This window comes from uncultured Chloroflexus sp., from assembly GCF_938091255.1.
GTDB lineage: Bacteria > Chloroflexota > Chloroflexia > Chloroflexales > Chloroflexaceae > Chloroflexus.
Map to the genome: position 1 here is coordinate 1 of NZ_CALLJH010000001.1, position 18855 is coordinate 18855.

Below are 18855 nucleotides of genomic sequence, written 5' to 3' on the forward strand. Positions count from 1 at the left end.
TAGCGTCGCTATGCCCCTACCGACCCTATGACGACCGCGCCAATACATCACGCAATTCGCGAATGGCGCGTTTGGCATTCACCCACACCGCGCCGATCTTCGAGCTTGCAACCCGCTTGTTGAAGATCAAGACCAGCAAAAACCGCTGTGCCACATCGAAGCAGTAGAGGTCAATGTTGACGCCTTCGTGGATATAGACGCTGGTTGCATCTTCCTCACGCAATTGGCGTGCCACTTCGCCAGTCGTCGAGAACCCGGTTGAGAGCAGCGGCAAGACAATCATCAGCGGTAAGTTGCTTTTGTCGCCGGTCTCGACGAGTATCATCCCGGCCCGGTCGGTGAGCATAATGCTCTGCGTGCCGAGATCTTGGCCTAATTGGCTCATGATGCTGCGGATCGCCGCAATATTTTGCTCGGTGACAATCAGGTTCCGACCATCGCTGCGCCAAGTTAGCGGCGGCTCAGCCGCAGCAGGGGTGGCTGCCGGGGAAGCTGGTGTACTGGCTCGTCGCTCGGCAGCTGCACGCGAACGGGCAGCCAAGCCGCCTTTATACGGCGGCGTTTCACGGGCAGCCGCCTCGCGTGCGGCACGCTCAACTGCTTCTCGCTCAGCCGCCTCGCGTGCAGCGCGTTCGGCCGCTTCGCGTTCAGCCCGCGATGGCAGCACCACTCGTGCCGGGGTAAAGGGGCGCTGCGGCAGGGAGGTAGCCGGCGGTGCTGGCGGCTCTTCCTTCGCGACCGGGGCGGGCGGTTCGCTACGTGGCGTCTCAGTGGTGGTGCGCGTTGTTGCCGGTGCCGGCGGTGGTGGGGGCGGTGCCGGCGCAGCGCGCGGCATGTCGAGCGCGCTGCTAACGGCTGCACGCACCGCATCCAGACTCACCTCGCCGCTTAGCACCGTGCTCACGCCGGCTGCCTTAGCCCGCTCGCGGTCAGCATTGCTTAGGCCAGCGCCCCACAATACTACCCGGGTATGCGGGTCAAAATTCGGCACAATCTCGGCGAGATCGAGGCCGCTCATCTCGTCGAGTTCGAGTTCGCTCAACACCAGATCGGGCGGCTCGGTGCTAATGGCCCAGAGCGCGTCATTGGCTGAGTCGAAGATTTGCACCGTTGCATCGCCGGCCATGGCTGCTGGTAAGCTTCGCAAGATAGGATTAGCGCGGGCGACCACAACAATACGATAGGTCATTGAATTCTCTCGCGGTATCGCTTATCGGGTAACCGTCTACTACTGCCCATAAGTATACCCGAAATAGCTACGACTTGAAGTAAAAATTTTAGGTAGGAACGTAGTCAGGCTATCACTTCAACACAACTGCGCGGCAGCCAAATCGCTTCGCCGCTGTTCAGCAGTACTTCGGCTGCTGCAGTACGCACTCCCGAAGGCAAGCGTTGGGGCAAGGCCGGCAAACTGCGCACAACGCCGGTTTGGCCGAGATGGTCATGATCGAGCAGGCGCACAAGCGCGCCGATGCGTAGCGGCGGTCGTGGCGGTTCAAGCGATGCTGCACTACTGCGTGATAGCGGGATGATCACTCGCGGGCGGCGATGGGGTTGGCGCAGGCTGGTGTTGCTCTCGATAAAGACTTCACGGCGGTCGTTGTTGGCGAGCAATTCAAACAGCGGCGCTGCCATAGGCGCATTGCCGATGCCTTCCGTCAGCACGATGGTCAGCGGTGCGGCAATGTTGCCTAACCATTGCCAATTGCGCACGCCGATAGGCCATGGTACACGTTTGGCCCACTGAAAGAACGCACGCAGTTCGCGTTCGGCAATGCTGCCGATGACAATCCCGCGCACCTGATGCTCAACCGCTTTTCTGAGTGCAGCCGCGCTGATCCCGCTGCCGCCGATAATGATGGCGAACATGCTCTGGGCGTCAATCATCTGCTCAGTGATCGGTTCGCTCGGATCGAGCGTGAGCAAGCGGGTGACGCCGTTGCAATCGCTGCCAAATCCGCCGGCGCCGTACAGTTGCGCAGCAGGCGTTTCAATCACAATCCGCCGATTGTCAATAATCTCCATCACAATGCCGCGGATGCCGGCGGTAAGTGTTATCTGGCGCGGTTCAGGTACAATAAACGCATAGCCAGTGGCCGGATCAACTGCGCGTAATGTGCCATTGACCGGGCTTAGCACGCGGCGGCCAAACAGGCCGCCGCGCCGGGCCAGCACGGCGCCGGCATTGATCGGTTGGCCGATCGGCGCTACAACCGCTCGCGTCGCCTGCGCTGGCGGCAGGTTGAGCGCGCGGGCGAGATTGATGATGTGCGGCGCACTGACCACTACTCCGCGCGCAATAACATCATCTGGCTCGACGCGCCCGCCTTGCCTGACTTGTATCTCGCCGGGTTGCGGTAGGGTGCGTTCGACGCGGGCCAGCGCGCTTTTGATGAGTGGAGGAACGCCATCGGGTACGTACAGCATAGTGGATGTGCCTGTGCGTGACGGTATTCATTGCACCATTATAGCACGGAATAATTCGAGACTGTTGTCTCGCCGGTGAGCTTTGCCTCATTGCGATGCGGATGCGCCAGCGAGAGCGCGGCGGGCGCAGCGAGAAGAGTTGCGCTGCGCTGTCGAAACGGGGATGTCGTGGAGTGACTTCCACTGCTCAATAAATCTGTACCGGTACGCCGAGATCGGCCCATTCATACAACCATTGGGCGTCATCAATCCGCAAATTAATGCACCCATGCGACATACGCGCTCCGCTGCCGTGGGCATTGTGCCAATAGGTGCCGTGTAAAGCGACACCGCCGACCACGTATTGCACCCATGGAACGTTCGGAACATACCAGCACTCGCTGCCGAGGCAACCGGTCATCGTCTGTTCGGGTAAGCGGTAGTAGATTGCGAAAGCGCCGCGCGGCGTGTTAAAGCCATCACGTCCGGTTGCGACCGGTGCCGTGAAAACGAGTAACCGGTCTTCGTAGGCCAAGAGTTGCTGGCGGGCCAGATCGACTTCGATCCGGCGCTCCCATAGCGCCGGACTCCAATCAACTGCTCCGGGCAGGCGCGCAACGGGCGCGGTATTGATGCCGAGCAGGTTGGCCAATTGGCGGCCTACGTCGTCGATCGCCACTTCGTGCAGCGCATCGAGATCGAAACCATAAATAGCCTGTTGCTGGCGGAGAAAGGACGAGAGGGCATCGGGCCGGTAACGCAAGCGAGCGCGCTCGAAATATTGGATAACGCTGCCATCGCTAGTGTGTTCGGCACTGATCGGGAAGCCAAAGATCGGCAACCCGCCCCACCGTTCCCAAAACTCAAGAAACTCGCCGCTCAGGGTATAACCGGTTTCAGGGAAGAAAGCGCCGGCTACGCCAGCGGGTTCCGGTGGCAGTGCGATTGGTTGGCGTTCAAGCCATTCTTGCCCGATCAGACCGAGTTGGACTTGCAGCGGTGTGCCGGCATATTCGGGATGATACTCAAAGCGAGCGCGCTCGAAATATTGCACGATCCGGCCATCGATCACTAATTCTTCGCTGATTGGCATGCCAAAGGTGTGCAGTTGGCCGTTGGCGCGCCAGAAATCGAGAAAACCAACCCGATTGGAGAGGTGATGGCCGGTGGCCGGGAAGTAGACGGTGCGCACGATCGGCAACCGGTTGAACTGGGCAATAGGGCGAGCCGCCGCCGTGGTATTCCAGTAGAGCCACGTACCGAACAATAAGAGTCCGCTGCCCAGCATCAAGAGCACATAGCGCAGACGAGCGGATGGCAAATCATCGATGGGTGACATACAGGTCTCAAGAACTAGGCAGCGACATAATGCATAGGCGCATGATACCGTCATTATAGCAAACGCCGTCAAGATTCCGCTTTGCGCAGCGCCTTGCAGAAGAGTGAACTCTCTGGCTATACTACGGTAAGTAAGGTTGCAATGCGAGCGTGGTATGGCAGATCTCTTTACACCGCTACAAGTGGCCGGCCGGCGACTGGCAAATCGGATTGTGATGGCGCCGGCACCGAGTGGGCTAGCCGGGCGCGATGGATTCTGTCATGCTGCGCTCGTGAGCTATTACGAGCGACGGGCGCGGGCCGGGGTTGGTCTCATCGTCACTGAGCCGCTATTTATCTGTGAACCGGGTGAAGCGGCAGCGCACCTCGGCATTTGGCACGATGGCTTTTTACCCGGTTTACGCCGACTCTCGGCGGCGGCGCATGCCTTTGGCAGCCGGATCGTCTTTTTACTGGAAGTGCCGGCGGTTGGCGTGCCGGCAGCAAGTTTGGTTGAGCTGTACCTTCAAGCGACATGGCGCGCATTAGCTGCCGGCGCTGATGGGGTCTTCCTCTCGATTGCCGACGATGGCGGGCTGGCGCAACTCGTCTCGCCGCTCCATACGTTGAGCAATGGCGGCGCTGCCAGCGATCGGATCCAACCGGTACTCGCCATTATTGAGCACATACGCCAGCGCTTTGGCCGGCGGCTGTGGGTTGGTCTGCGCATGCCGGCGGCTGAATTGATCCCCGGCGGGTTGAGCCATCAAGACGCGCGCCTGATTGCGCGGCGGGCCGTCGCCGCCGGATCGCAGATCCTCGATTTGACGGTCACTCGTTACACACCTGATGTGGCCCGGTTTCCGGGGTGGACAATCCCATTGATTGCGGGCATTCGCCGGATCGCCAGCGAGGCGGTGGTGATCGGTTCCGGCCAACTCAGCGATCCGCTGCTAGCCGATGCAGTCATTCAAGATGGGAGCATCGATCTGGTGATGCTCTGCACCGCGTTACGGGTGATGCCGGAATGGCCACAGATGGCGCGCCGGATTCTCTTTCCGGTTAGCGTAGAATGACCAACAGGACGCCAGCAGCGACGGCGGAGCCGATCACGCCGGCCACATTCGGGCACATCGCTTGCCAGATCAAAAAGTTCTGATTATCTTCCTCTTGGGCGATCGAATGGGCAACGCGGGCTGCCATTGGCACGGCCGATACGCCAGCCGCGCCGATCAGCGGATTGATCTTGTTTTTGGTAAAAAGATTATAGAACTTGGCAAACAAGACGCCACCGGCTGTTGAGATTGCAAAGGCTAATGCACCAAGCGCGAAAATAGCAATCGAGCGTGGGGTGAGGAAGTTGCTGGCTTGTGTGCTCGCACCAACCGTCAGGCCAAGCATAATCGTCACGCTATCGATCAAGGCGCTGCGGGCAGTTTTCGCCAATCGCTCGGTAACGCCGCTCTCTTTAAGCAGGTTGCCGAAGAAGAGCATGCCAAGCAGCGGCAAGGTATCGGGTACGATCAGAACACAGACAATCAGACCGATAATCGGGAAGAGAATGCGCTGCGTGCGGTTGATCTCGGCGGGTGGTGGCATCCGAATGAGGCGCTCTTCGCGGGTGGTGAGTAAGCGCATGATTGGCGGTTGAATCACCGGCACCAATGCCATGTACGAGTAAGCTGACACAGCCACGGCACCGAGTAGATCGGGTGCTAACCGTGACGTGATAAAGATGGCGGTTGGGCCGTCGGCGCCGCCGATGATACCAATTGAGGCTGCTGCACGCAACAAACGGAGTGGGTCATCGGCGCTAGCCAGATCAAGAAACGGTAATCTTGCACCAAAAAAGATCGCTGCAAGCAGCGTGAAAAAGATACCGACTTGAGCCGCTGCACCGAGCAAGATCAGACGCGGCTGCGCGATTAATGCCGAAAAGTCGGTCATTGCACCGATACCGAGGAAGATCAGCGGTGGAAAAATACCGGCTACCACGCCAAAGTAGATATAATTAAGCACGCTCCCCTGATCGTAAACGCCTTGCCCCATGCCCGGCTCGAACGGCATATTCCCGAGGATGATGCCAAATCCAATCGGGACGAGCAGCAATGGCTCGAAGCCGCGAGCGATTGCAAGATAAACGAACACACATCCGACGATGATCATGAGCACGTTGCCCCATGCCAGATGGGCCAACCCGCTCGCTTCAAAGAAGCCGATCAGCCATTCCATCAGGCAAACTCCAGTAATGGTTGGCCTTGCCGCACCGAATCGCCGACCTTAACGTTGATCGCGCGAATCGTGCCGGCTACCGGCGAACTGACATTCGAGTTCATCTTCATCGCTTCGATCACGACCAGCGGATCGTTCTCTTTAACGTGATCGCCAACGTTGACCTTGATTTCAGCCACAATTCCGGCGATAGGCGACACCAGTACGCCCGGCCCGGTTGGGTGAGCGTTCGGGGACGAGGCGGCTGGAGTGGGGGCCGGTGCTGAACTCGGCGGCGTCGATGCTCTCGGCGGCGGTAAGGCATTGATACTGGTTGGCGCGTTGAGCATGGGATCGTCATCGTCGGCTAAGACCTCGACTTCGACTTCGTAACTGACACCATTGACAGTAATACGCAGGCGTTTCATAGCGACTCCGGTTTGTTGATGCTGGGGACGCTGTGCCGCAGCGCCCCTATCGGTTACGGAGACGACGGGCCGTTGCGTGGTGACGGGTTAGCGGCGCAGTTGGTGGGAAGCCATAATGCTCACCCGGCCTAGTCGCGTCCACATTGTTGAAGGTTGGCGATAGTAGCGCACGCGCAGCACCCGCACCGGTTTGTGCAACGTTGCGACAGCGGCTGCCGTCAACACAGCAACCAGTTGGGGGTCAAGGTGATCGGCGGTCGCCGGTTGTGAAGTTGAGGTGGCCGGCACCGATGTTGGCGGCGCAACCGTCTTAGACTGGAACAGACGTTGGCTGGCGCTCAGCGCGCCAAGCGCCATAGCGACGATCGCCAGTACGATAAAGACAATACTCACCCCTGTGATTGTAATTTGCAGACCGACAATGAATGGATCGGCAGTCGGATCAATCATGCAGCCTCCCTACATCGCTACTCCTTACATTGGCACCAATCCATGCTTCTTCTGTGGGCGGAACTCGCGCTTGGTACGAAGGGATGCAAGTGCGAGGCTGAGGTAGCGCCGAGTTTCGCTCGGCGCAATGATGCTATCGATCAGGTTGCGGGACGCGCCAACGTAGGGTGACGCGAATTCAGCCCGATAGAGACGCAAAAATTCGGCGCGGGCGGCAGCCGGGTCTTCCGCTTGCTTAATCTGCTCACGGAAGATAATATTGACCGCGCCTTCCGGCCCCATCACCGCGATCTCGCTGCTCGGCCACGCTGCCACGCGATCAGCGCCGAGGTCTTTGCCGCACATCGCCAGATACGCGCCGCCGTAGGCTTTACGCAAGATGATCGTGATCTTTGGTGAAGTAGTCGCCGAATAGGCAAACAGCATCTTCGCGCCGTGACGGATAATGCCGCCGCGTTCTTGGGCGACGCCGGGCAAGAAGCCGGGGACATCAACGAACGTGATCAAGGGAATATTGAAGGCATTGCAAAACCGTACAAAGCGCGCAATCTTGTCAGAAGCGTCAATATCGAGGACGCCGGCCATCACCATCGGTTGGTTGGCGACAATCCCTACGGTGTTGCCGTCAATGCGGGCAAAGCCGATCACGGCGTTATCAGCGAAGCCGTGCTGAATTTCAAGAAAATCACCGTCATCGACCAGCCGCTTAATGATCGGAATAACATCGTATGGTTCACGCGGGTCATCGGGAATGATGGTATCGAGCACCGGATCGGAAAAAAAGCGCAATTCACCATCACCGCGTTCCGGCGGATCTTCGAGATTATTCGACGGCAAGAAGCTGAGCAACCGCTTGCAGATAGCGATCGCTTCTTGATCATTCTCGGCGATAAAATGCGCAACGCCGCTGCGCACTTGCGCTTCCGGCCCGCCCAGCTCTTCACCGGTCACGTGCTCGCCGGTCACTTGTTTGAGCACCTCAGGGCCGGTGATGAACATCTCGCTGCCGCGCACCATAATGATGAAATCCATCAGGGCTGGTGAATAAGCAGCGCCGCCAGCGCAGGGGCCGGCGATAATCGCGATTTGTGGCACCACGCCTGACAGCAAAACGTTGCGATAAAAGATGCGCCCATAGCCGCTCAGTGCGTCAATACCCTCTTGAATGCGGGCGCCGCCACTGTCATTGATGGTAATGAACGGCGAACCACACTTCAGCGCGAGATCCATCGTTTGGCAAATCTTATCGGCATGCATCTCGCCAACCGATCCACCGGCAACGGTAAAATCCTGTGCCGCCACAAACACTTGCCGGCCATCAACAGTGCCACAGCCGGTAACGACACCTTCACCGGGCATCTCTTTGTCGGCCATGCCGAAGGCAGTGCAGCGATGACGGGCAAAGAGGTAAAGTTCCTGAAATGTATCGGGGTCAATCAGCAGGTGAACTCGTTCGCGGGCAGTCAGTTTGCCTGCCTGATGCTGGCGAGCGATCCGGTCGGGGCCGCCGCCCTGTTCGAGCCGGTGGCGCTGCTGGCGGAGAGCCTCGATCCGGGCGCGTATGGTTAACGGGGCGGTAGCGGATGATTCCGTATCGCGCTGAGCCATAGTCGTCCCTCCCTGTGAATGAACGGTCGTGCTCGCTCGCGGTATCATCACACGCAGAGCGGCGTTGTGGGTAGTGGGTGGATCGATTGATAGATCGTTTCGGGTATTGACAGATGTTAGTATAGCACGTGCAATAGTTGCGTGCAGTAAAATAGGGTCATTCTTTTGCAACCGTACATTGTCGTTTGGTTTACGGAGTAAACGCATGACAACCATCCCCACTCAACCGGCTCGTCCGTGGCCGGTCATCCTTTGGCTGGCGCTAGCAGTGTTGTTGGCAAAAGGCACATGGTTTTCCGCTTCAGCAGTAATGCCGGTATTAACCGCCGAATGGAGGTTAGACGATACGGGGCGGGCGTGGTTGACGATGTCGGTTCAATTGGGCTTTGCAGTGGGCGCATGTGCTTCAGCGATGCTGGGGTTAGCCGATCGCTGGCCCACCCATTGGTTTTTTGCCGGGGCGACGGCACTCGCGGCCCTCTGCACAGCGTTGATTGCGTTGTTTGCCGAGGGGCCGGCGCTGGCGTTGCCGTTGCGGTTTCTGACCGGCGTAGCGCTAGCGGGGGTGTATCCGGTCGGCATGAAGATCATGGCAACGTGGACACAGCGCGGGCGGGGGTTAGCGATTGGGGTGTTAGTCGGCGCGCTAACGATCGGTTCGGCTTCGCCGCACTTGCTCAATGTGTTAGGCGGAGTTGGCGATTGGCGGCGCACGCTGCTGTTGGCCGCCGGATTAGCAGCATTGGGCGGTGTGATGGTGGCGGCGGTGGTGCGGGAAGGGCCATTGCGGGTGGCTGCGCCGCGCTTTAGCTGGTCTCAGGTGGTTGACGTGGTGCGCGAGCGGCCCGTGTTGTTAGCGAATCTCGGTTATCTCGGCCACATGTGGGAATTGTATGCGGTGTGGGCATGGTTGCCGCTCTTCCTGTTGGCCAGCTTCGAGGTAAGTGGCGTGGCGGCGCATTGGGCTGGCTTTGCAGCCTTTGCCGCAATTGCTATGGGCGGTCTCGGTAGTGTGCTGGCCGGCGCGCTCGCCGACCGGCTGGGGCGCACCACGATAACGATTGCGGCGATGGTCATCAGTGGCGGATGCGCGCTGATGATTGGCTTGGCGTTTGGTGGCAATCCGTGGCTAGTTACTGCCATTGCCCTGCTCTGGGGCTTGACCGTCGTTGCTGATTCGGCCCAATTCTCGGCGGCGGTGAGCGAACTCTCACCCGCCGGACGCACCGGTACTGCTTTGACCTTGCAAACCAGTTTGGGTTTTCTGCTGACCCTGATCCCGATCTGGCTGGTGCCGCCAATGGTGGTGCTGGTAGGTTGGCGGTGGGCGTTTGCCGGGTTGGCAATTGGTCCGGCGATTGGGATCTGGGCGATGGCGACCCTCAGGCGCTCGCCGGCAGCGGCGCGCTTGGCCGGCGGGAGAGGGTGAGTAGGAAGTAGCGGTACGTGTGCTACGATGGGGTAAGTGTGTCCGAATAGGTGTTGCAGTGAGACGGCAGGACTGATGACAACAAAGAAGAGGCTGCGATGGCGGTACTGGTGGCATATTAGTTGGCCCTTCTGCTGGTTTTTGGCTTTGACCATTCTCTGGACGTGGCCGTTGGCGATGCGGATGACAACCGTCTTGCTCGGCAGCCGGGCTGATCCATTGTTGCAGACGTGGATTCTGGCGTGGGATGGCCACGCACTGTTGCACCATCCGGCGCGCATCTGGGATGCACCGATCTCTTTGAAATTCTCGGCGCAGAAGCGGGCACCGAGCGGCCGGTGATGCTGGCGCGCGGGACATTACCGGTATCTGCGGCGGGAGCGGTGGACGTAACGATCGCCACGCGCCAGCCGTAGGCGGCGTGGCTGAGCCAATCACGGGCTGCGGTGGATGGCCGGTAGATCGCTTACGTGATGCTCAGTCCTGACACTGATGGTATTCCAATTGCTCAATTTCAGGTGTGCAACGGTGAGGTTGTAACCGCGCAACCGGTGCCGCTGCCGTTGACAATCTTGCGGTGAAGCTACTCTCTTGTCAACCGGTAACGGGGGGCAAACCGAAGGCGTGCCCCCCGCTCCACCAAGATTACCGTTGGATCATCGGTACAAAGACCTGTCGTGGCGGAACGCCAATGGTAAGGCTGGTGGTGTACGGCGCTGCCAGCGTATTGTTGGCTATATCCTTCACCCCGGTGGTGACTGTCACGCGATAAGTGCCATTGCTCAAGGTTTCGCGCGGCATAATAGTGATCTGGTTGCTGGATGGCGTATACGAAACCCTGATCGGTACTTCGGTGCCATTGGCGCGCAAGAGCTTCACTGTGCCGGTCGTCACCGTCGTGCCATCGAGCGCCTCTGATGCGCCGAGCATAATGGCCGGCGCGAAGACGGGGCCAACGGTATCGGTATAGACCGGCGTCGTGCCGGCAACCAATCCGCTCGCATTGTTGGCTGGACTGCTCCAGAGGATGGTGGGCCGGGTAGTGTCGCCGCTAGCGTTGATGGTGATCGTGACTTGCGCGACGCGGCTAGCCACGCTGCCGCTGCGTACCCGGAAGGTAAAGGCATCGGCGCCAGCTACGTTTGCTCCCGGCGTGTAGGTGAGGTTCGGCGGGGCGCCGGTGAGGGTGCCGTGGCTTGGCTGATCGACGATCTCGTAGATCAACCCGCTCGCGCCGAAGCCGCTGAGCGTGATCGTCCGTGCCGTTTGGTAGTTGGTGGTCACGGCTTGTGGCACGGCGACCAAGGGATTCACGATATTGATCCACGTGTTGGTGGGTGTCTCTTCGCGTGCACTGGGGAAATAGACCGTTGCCTGCTGGACAACCACTGTTCCGGTGGTCAGATCGCTGCGCAGCCGCACCGTCATCGTTACCGAACCGGTCGAACCGATTTGGCCGTTTGGTGCTAGTTCGCCGATGTCCCACACCATCAGCCGTTGGTCGGGGTAAAAGGTTGCATTGCTGCCAAGTTGCAGCGTTGCCGGATCGAAGACCGGTGCGAGCTGCGCGCTGACAAAGACGCCATACGCGCGCCCGCTACCCATATTCTCATAGTCAATCGTGTAGCTCATCCACTGGCCGGGCACAACATCGCCGGCAAGACCGCGAATTTCGTTCGGGTCGTGGGCTTGGCCGATCAATTCTGGCCGGCAGTGCCCGCCGTTGGCGACATTGCCGCAACCGACGCCGGGAATGCAGCACTGGTCGAACGCGCAGGTAACGAATTGCGGCACGTTGCTGTAACAGCCATTGTAGCAGCGCCATACGGTATAGCTTGGCACGTCGAGCCAAGCATAGATGTTGTACCATGCAGCGTCACAGGTGATCTGATCCTGCTCGCAATCGTATTCGGTTGAACCGCCGGCGCATTTGCTGGCGCACTCGACGACGTCCATCATTTCACTAAGGATGGGGTAGATCTTCTCTACCTTTTTTATTTCGCTGAGAATATTTGCGGCACAGTTTGCTGTATCATCGACGGCGCCCGTTTCGAAAGCTTTGTAGCAACTAACCGCCGTGAAACCTGCCTCGATGATCGTTGACACCTTCCCGATCAGATTCTTGACAACCGCTTGGGTAAGGCAATTATTCGCGCAACAACCAAGGCCGCACGGACTTATCAAGGTTCCCGGTTGGGGGGCGTGGTTTGCGCTATCCCAACTTCCCCACATCCATTGTTCATCGGTAGCGCGATACCATTCGTACCCGCCGGCACCATCGGTGACTGTAAAGCGACCGGGGGCGAAGGTACTGGCGACTGCCTTGCTACCGTCGTAGGAGAGTAATTGGATGCGCCGGCTGGAACCGTCGAGCAAGATGGCTTGGGTATAGGTTTTGCCATTGTTGAGTGTAACGCGATCAGCTCGTATCCAGCGGAAGCTGTCAGCAGTGGCGGCGGTGAATAGGTTATTGAGCTGGCTAACGCTGGCGACGACACTGTCCCATTGGCTGCGGGTGAGCGATTGCTGCGCAGTGACGATCCTCGGGACGTATGAGAGATAAGGGGCCGGATCAAGCTTATCGTTGAGGTAATTCGTGCCGATCAGAAATGTTGCCGTATTATCAGCTTGCATATTGGGGATGCCCCAATCGTACTGCACGCGCACCCAGTGCTCGCCTTGCGTGCCGGGGGCAAGATCGCCGAGTTTCCAAAAGACTTGCTGGCGTTCCGGCCAATAGATGCCGCCGGCGCTGCTCTCGACATATGTGGCGAGGTACGGCAGGCGCACTAGCAACACTGCGTTTTGCACGGTCAAGTTTGTGCCATTTTCGTGCGTCACCCGGTAGTCAACCTGCTCGCCAGAGCTGACAGTGGTGGGGCCACTGGTGTTGAGTATCACGTAGGTGGGAGTAGGAATTGTTTGCTCGACCGTGCGGGTATCATTCCACGGGTAAAAAAGGACGCCATCGCTGACCAGATTGCCTTGACCGCTAGGATTGATGGTGGTATGGCGTGGGCCGCTGGCGTGCCCCCACCAGTTATAGCGGGCCAACACCGTTGCGGAGTCTTGATTCAGCACACCATATTCGCTACTGTTTTCGATCAAATTGTTAGTCAAAACAATCGTACTCGGTTGGTTTTGCACCATTACGCCGACCCGATTGCCAGTAAAGAGATTACGGCTAATCTCGTGCCGGCCAGTGCTGTTCGTGATGTACAGGCCAAAACGGTAGGCGCTGATGGTCGAATTGCGCAAGGTAAGATTACCGCTACCTAATTTGCTCAGACCAGCATTGTAAAAATCACCTGCATATTCGATGGTAGCGTACTCAAGGATTGCCGAACCAGCTTGTTGCACCTGAATGCCCTGCCAAGCCCCAGCCTCCCTATTGACGCCGGTGAACACAATCGGCTGCGTCGCAGTGCCGGCAGCGTTGAGCGCACCTTCAACAAACATCTTCTTGTAGTCGGCAAACTCCAAGCGTGTTCCCGGCGAAATGGTCAAGGTTGCGCCAGCTAGCACTGTAAAAGAATTCAAGACACGCACCTTGGCGCCGGTTGGCCCCAGCGTGAGGGTACGGCTCAAATCACCGCCGTTGATGCCAATATCGGCCAACCCATTGCCGGTGAAAGTATGGCTCGTGTAAGTAAGCGGAATATTGATGGTATCTTGGTAGATGCCATATTCTGTGTTGTTCTGAAACGCACAACCGGTCAGCGTGATGGCACCGATTGGGCTTGTGTTGCCCACATTGTAAACTGCAAGACCCCGGCGATTATTCGCGAAGGTTACTTGTTCAAGCACAGTTGTACCGATCCGGTTGAAGAGGCGTAGTCCTTCGCCGGATGATTGGCGAATTGTCACATTGCGTAGAGTCAGATTAGCGGCGCCATCGGCATAGACGCTGCCGTAAACACCGCCGTATTCAATCACAGCCTGCTCGATCACGGCCGTGCCAGTGCCGTTCACGTACAACTCGCGCCACCAGCCGGCTTCAGCGGTGCTGCCGGTAAAGGTGATGGGTTGGGCAGCGGTACCGATCGCGCGCAAGGTACCTTGCCAAACACTGACACTGCCATTTGGGTAGAACACTACCCGCACCCCCGGTTCTATGGTTAAAGTAGCGCCGTTATCAATGCTCAGTGAGGCGACATAATACGGACTGTTGGCCAACGTCCATGTGGTGTCAGTAGTAATGTTGTAGCTATTAGCGAGAGTTGCCGGCGGTATATCGATTAATACTCGCGGTGCGCTGCCTGCTTGATAGTCCGGCACCGGTTGCGCCGTTGCAATCCCGGCTGACAGGCCGATCACGAGCCACAAACAGATGATCCCGCGCCAAAGCCGTTGTAGAGAGGGGCTAAACATGGCAGTGCTCCTTGTGATAATGGGGCGAAAAGGGGATCCTGCTTGACGCCTTGGGAAAGAGTGAGGCAATGCGGTTTGGTAGCGATACGGTACTCTATGCGCTATAAGGATTGGCCAGCGAGGGGAGATGCTGGAAGCGCGTTAGCAACCGGCAAGCCGGCGAGGCGCGGTCTCGTGAAGAGAGGGCATCATAGATGGTGTTAATGGACAAGTTAAATATTAGCCTTATTTTGTCATAAAAATTTGTATTGATAATAAAAAATTGTCAAATCATATTGAAAGTTTGACAACAATGTTTTTAATGGTTAATGAATTGTAAAATGTGAAAATTAGAACTCAAATAAGAAGTTTAACTTATACAAATCACATACATAATCTTAACCCATTGCTTATAAATGATGCATTGAATCGATACAAAAATTTTTGCGCTTTCTAGTTGGTAATTGCACGATCGCACATTGGTATTGTCCCGATTGGGGTGCCGCTAACGGATTGGAACAACAAGGGCGTAAGCGCATGCATGTAAGGAACATGAACGCACCTTTTCTCATAATCGGGGAAAGAGGCAGAGGGGAGGAAGATAGCACACAAGAGAGGTTTTTGTGCTCTGATCACGGCGTGAAAGGTGTGCGAGCGGGTAGCAACTCCTCAATAAATGTCCTCGATAGTTCTGCAATTCATCTCAATACGGGTAAACTCGGACTATTCACGCTACAATGTCTATGATTGACAATAGCGGTTGGTATAGGAGCATTATGACCGTTGATCTATTAACTCTATCCATCGCCCTCAGCCTTGCCAGCGTCTTGCAATGCGCCGCCTTGATCGGCTTGGCGCTGGCCAATCGCGGACGGGCCGGGCTAGTGTGGTGGGCAGCGGGTATGGGTGTGTTAGCGTTTGGCTTGCTCATCACCACCTTGCGCGATGTTGCCGAAGTGCCGCTCGTGTGGCACGCGGTGAGCAATACGCTGGTTGGTGGCGGCATGCTCTTGCTCTACCACGGTGTCGAGCGATTTTTCGGCGATCGCGGCCATTTGCGCCGCTTGCTACTGATCTGGCTGCTCATCCTAATCGCTAACCTTCTGCTGGCGTTCACCGGTGATACGCCGCCGTTACGGCGGATCCTCTTTTCCGTGGTGATTGCACTCTGCTCTGTCTTGAGCGGATTGCGCTTTTTGCGCGCATCGCGCCCTGATATGGATTCGATAGGGTTATTTCTTGCGATCGTGTTCTTTGCCAACGGGGTATTTTTTGCGCTGCGTGGCATCGCCTCGGCTACCGACGTTAATTGGTTGGTTGTCTCGCCGTCATGGCAAACCGCTACCTATCTCTTCTCAATAGCGACAACTACCCTCTGGACGTTTGGCCTGATCTTGTTGGTCAATCGTGAGCTGGTCATTGAGCAACGCGAGGCGTTGCAACAATTGGAACAGGTCTTTGCCGCGCAACCAGATGCGGTATTGCTGTCGCGGCTAACCGATGGCGCGTTTGTGAAGGTCAATCACGGCTTCACACGGATCAGCGGTTATACGGCAGAAGAGGCGTTGGGGAAAGACGGGGTAACACTTCATATCTGGCATTCGCCGGAGGATCGGCGCAAGTGGGCTGAGTTAATATGGCGTGACGGGTATTGCGCCGGCGTAGAATTTCAATTTCGCCGACGTAATGGTGAATTACGCACCTGTCTGCTCTCTTCGCAAATGGTGATGATCCGTGGCGTGCCGCATGCAATTAGCATTGTCCATGACATTACTGAACGAAAGCAAATCGAAGAAGCGTTGCGGCGTAGTGATGCTCGCTATCGTCTAATAGCAGAAAATACGACTGATGTCATCTGTTTGCTTGATACACAAACGGTTCGGTTTACGTTTTTCAGTCCTTCGGTTGAGAAACTGATCGGCTACTCGGCAGCAGAAGCGTTGCAGTTGTCGTTGTCCGATGTTCTCACCCCTGAATCGGCGCAGCAGGCAGAATCAGCGCTGCACTACATGTTGCGCAATTGGGACGGCGATCTTGTTACTGCGCCGCCGTGGATTGCTGAGATTGATGTGGTGCATCGCGATGGTCACGTAGTCCATGCTGAGATTATTACCTCGTTTGTACGTGACGAACAAGATCGTCTGGTAGTGCTTGGGGTAGCGCGTGACATTACTGCACGCAAGCAAGCCGAAATTGAGCTACGACTGGCTCGCCAGCAAGCCGAGGCGGCAAATCGGGCCAAGAGCGCCTTTCTTGCCAATATGAGCCATGAATTGCGTACCCCACTCCACGCAGTGTTAGGCTTTGCCCAATTATTGAGCCGTGATGATACATTAACCACAACCCAACGAGAGTATCTTGAAATCATTAATCGTAGTGGCGAGCATCTACTCAAACTTATTAATGAAGTGCTTGATCTAGCTAAAATCGAAGCCGGTCGTTACGTGTATAACGCAGCGCCGCTTGATGTCCGGCAACTCGTTGTCGATCTCCAAGTGTTATTTCGTCCCCAGACTGAAGCGAAACAATTGCAATTTACCGCTACCTGCGCGGCTGAGATTCCGTCGGTGATTGTGAGTGATGAAGCTAAAGTGCGCCAGATTTTGATCAATTTATTAGGGAATGCAATAAAGTTTACTGAACACGGAATGGTGCAGTTGCGCGTTGAGTTAGAATCGGCCAAACGGGTGTTGTTTATTGTGGAAGATACAGGGGTTGGTATCTCTCCGTTAGAGCAGTCGCAGCTCTTCCGACCATTCTTTCAAGGTCAACATACGGTACAGAATGCTACTGCCACTGGGGTAGGGCTTGGATTGAGCATTAGTTATGAATTGGCCCGTTTAATTGGCGGTGATCTGACCGTACATAGTGAGGGGATAGGGCATGGAGCGCGTTTTACCTTAGCACTACCCCTTCGAACACCAACTACCTCACCATTGACACTGCCTGAAAAATCGTCAGCTCCTCGGGTAGTACGGCTGAAAGTTGATCAGCCGCTCTACCGTATGTTGGTAGCCGATGATCAACCGGCCAGCGCCTTGCTTCTGATTACACTGCTGCACCGGCTGGGTTTCGTGGTGCAATCGGTTGCCGATGGTCAAGCAGCATTAGATGTATGGCGCAGTTGGCAACCACATATGGTTTGGCTTGATATGCGGATGCCACGGATCGATGGACTGACGGTAGCGCGTCAGATCCGCGACATATGTGCTCAGGATCCGGGGTTGCACCGTCCAGTTGTGATTGCGCTATCAGCCCATGTATTTGGGGATACGCTATCGCAGATTCGTGAGGCCGGTTGCGACGATTTTATTGCGAAGCCCTTTCGTGAGCACGATGTCGTTCAATTAATCGAGCGGTACTTGCACGTCCAGTTTGAATATGCAGAAACAGCCACCCCTGCCATCCCGGCCATCACTGAACAAGGCTACCATCCTGAGTGGTGTCAGGCACTGTCGCAGGCAGCTGGTGAAGCTAACATTCGTCGCTTGCAGGCATTGGTTGCCCAAATCGAAACTGATCGACCTGAGGATGCACATCAGTTACGTCAATGGATTGAAACATTTGACTATCAAGCAGTGATTCATTGGCTTGAAACAATAACTACTTCTCAGTCTACAAGCCATACGGTATAGTTGTAAGACAGATAGATGGTAGGGCTGTATATGCTGCCTATAGATAACACCGGTCAAGCACATGTCAAATCATCATTCACCAGTCATCCTCATCGTTGATGATACTCCGGCTAACCTCCTCTTACTGACCCAATTACTCGCCGGTCAGGGCTATGACGTTCGTCCGGTGACCCAAGGCACGGTCGCGTTAGCTGCTGCTCGGACTATTCGCCCCGATCTGATCTTGCTCGACATTCGTATGCCGGATATTGATGGCTATGCTGTTTGTCAAGAGTTGAAAGCCGATCCGGAAACCAGTCACATACCGGTTATTTTTGTCAGCGCACTTGACGATACCGATGACAAAGTGCGTGCATTTGAATGTGGCGGGGTTGATTACGTCACTAAGCCGTTCCAGCCGGCAGAGGTGCTGGCGCGGGTACGTACCCATCTGGCGCTCGCGCAAGCTCGGGCTGCACTCGAGATGGCTAATCACGAGTTGCAGCAAGCGCTAGCCCGTGAAGCCGCTCTGGCGCGCATCGATTGGCTCACCGGGGTGTACAATCGTAGCCACTTCTACGAACTGGCGACGCACGAATTGGCGATTGCGATTCGGTACGATCAACCCCTCGCAATCTGCATGTTCGATATTGACCACTTCAAGCAGGTTAACGATCGCTACGGCCATCTGATCGGCGATCAGGTCTTGCGGGCGGTGGCGCAAACGGCAGCGCGGCAGATCCGTGCTGCTGATTGCATCGGTCGCTTCGGCGGTGAAGAGTTTATCCTGCTCTTGCCAAACACGAATATGACATCGGCCTTGCTGTTAGCCGAACGTCTGCGTATGGCGATTGCCGGTCTGAACATAAACACCGAAAAGGGCGAGATTAGGGTAACGATCAGCGGCGGTGTTACTGAGCGCCAACCAGCCGATACCTTGATCGAACGCTTGATTGACCGGGCCGATCAAGCGCTGTATGCCGCGAAGCGGCAAGGACGTAATTGTGTAGTAGGAGTGTAACCTCACGCTGCGGCAGATCGG

At 56.7% G+C, this 18855-nt stretch carries 13 protein-coding genes; 5 read left to right on the forward strand and 8 right to left on the reverse strand.

The window, feature by feature from the left end; genetic code table 11:
• Positions 1-25: 25 nt before the first annotated feature.
• The 3 genes from Q1A00_RS00005 to Q1A00_RS00015 form a co-directional block, all read right to left on the reverse strand.
• Positions 26-1189, reverse strand: coding sequence for a response regulator (locus Q1A00_RS00005; RefSeq protein ID WP_298401232.1), 1164 nt, complete (start codon positions 1187-1189; stop codon positions 26-28).
• A gap of 104 nt (positions 1190-1293) precedes the next feature.
• Positions 1294-2427 (reverse strand): hypothetical protein, encoded by a 1134-nt coding sequence (locus tag Q1A00_RS00010; protein ID WP_298401237.1) that lies wholly within the window; start codon positions 2425-2427, stop codon positions 1294-1296.
• A 187-nt stretch (positions 2428-2614) separates the two neighbouring features.
• The gene (locus Q1A00_RS00015; RefSeq protein WP_298401240.1) at positions 2615-3745 is read right to left on the reverse strand and encodes a L,D-transpeptidase; all 1131 of its coding nucleotides are present in this window, start codon (positions 3743-3745) and stop codon (positions 2615-2617) included.
• A 154-nt stretch (positions 3746-3899) separates the two neighbouring features.
• Here Q1A00_RS00015 and Q1A00_RS00020 point away from each other — a divergent pair, with 154 nt between their 5' ends.
• A complete protein-coding gene (locus Q1A00_RS00020) occupies positions 3900-4799 on the forward strand; it encodes an NADH:flavin oxidoreductase (RefSeq protein ID WP_299754661.1) in 900 nt (299 codons plus the stop codon).
• Here Q1A00_RS00020 and Q1A00_RS00025 read toward each other — a convergent pair.
• The 4 genes from Q1A00_RS00025 to Q1A00_RS00040 form a co-directional block, all read right to left on the reverse strand.
• Positions 4786-5955: a sodium ion-translocating decarboxylase subunit beta gene (locus tag Q1A00_RS00025; protein WP_298401246.1), complete on the reverse strand. Its 1170-nt coding sequence runs from the start codon at positions 5953-5955 to the stop codon at positions 4786-4788. The genes Q1A00_RS00020 and Q1A00_RS00025 overlap by 14 nt on opposite strands.
• On the reverse strand, positions 5955-6362 hold the full coding sequence (locus tag Q1A00_RS00030; protein ID WP_298401249.1) for a biotin/lipoyl-containing protein: 408 nt from the start codon (positions 6360-6362) through the stop codon (positions 5955-5957). Before Q1A00_RS00030 ends, Q1A00_RS00025 begins: the two co-directional genes overlap by 1 nt.
• An 87-nt stretch (positions 6363-6449) precedes the next feature.
• The gene (locus Q1A00_RS00035; RefSeq protein WP_298401251.1) at positions 6450-6812 is read right to left on the reverse strand and encodes an OadG family protein; all 363 of its coding nucleotides are present in this window, start codon (positions 6810-6812) and stop codon (positions 6450-6452) included.
• Between the two features lie 24 nt (positions 6813-6836).
• Positions 6837-8420, reverse strand: a complete 1584-nt coding sequence (locus Q1A00_RS00040) for an acyl-CoA carboxylase subunit beta (RefSeq protein WP_298401254.1) — start codon at positions 8418-8420, stop codon at positions 6837-6839.
• A 205-nt stretch (positions 8421-8625) separates the two neighbouring features.
• On the opposite strand from Q1A00_RS00040, the gene Q1A00_RS00045 reads away from it, so the two are divergent.
• Complete coding sequence (locus Q1A00_RS00045) at positions 8626-9849, forward strand: MFS transporter (RefSeq protein ID WP_299754666.1); 1224 nt, start codon at positions 8626-8628, stop codon at positions 9847-9849.
• A 147-nt stretch (positions 9850-9996) separates the two neighbouring features.
• Positions 9997-10191: a hypothetical protein gene (locus Q1A00_RS00050; RefSeq protein ID WP_299754669.1), complete on the forward strand. Its 195-nt coding sequence runs from the start codon at positions 9997-9999 to the stop codon at positions 10189-10191.
• Positions 10192-10494: 303 nt separating this feature from the next.
• Here Q1A00_RS00050 and Q1A00_RS00055 read toward each other — a convergent pair whose 3' ends face one another.
• Positions 10495-14220, reverse strand: coding sequence for a right-handed parallel beta-helix repeat-containing protein (locus Q1A00_RS00055; protein WP_298490260.1), 3726 nt, complete (start codon positions 14218-14220; stop codon positions 10495-10497).
• Positions 14221-14975: 755 nt separating this feature from the next.
• Between Q1A00_RS00055 and Q1A00_RS00060 the strand changes: the two genes are divergently transcribed.
• Positions 14976-17834 (forward strand): PAS domain S-box protein, encoded by a 2859-nt coding sequence (locus tag Q1A00_RS00060; RefSeq protein ID WP_298401262.1) that lies wholly within the window; start codon positions 14976-14978, stop codon positions 17832-17834.
• Positions 17835-17895: 61 nt separating this feature from the next.
• On the forward strand, positions 17896-18834 hold the full coding sequence (locus Q1A00_RS00065) for a diguanylate cyclase (protein ID WP_298482098.1): 939 nt from the start codon (positions 17896-17898) through the stop codon (positions 18832-18834).
• Positions 18835-18855 lie beyond the last annotated feature (21 nt).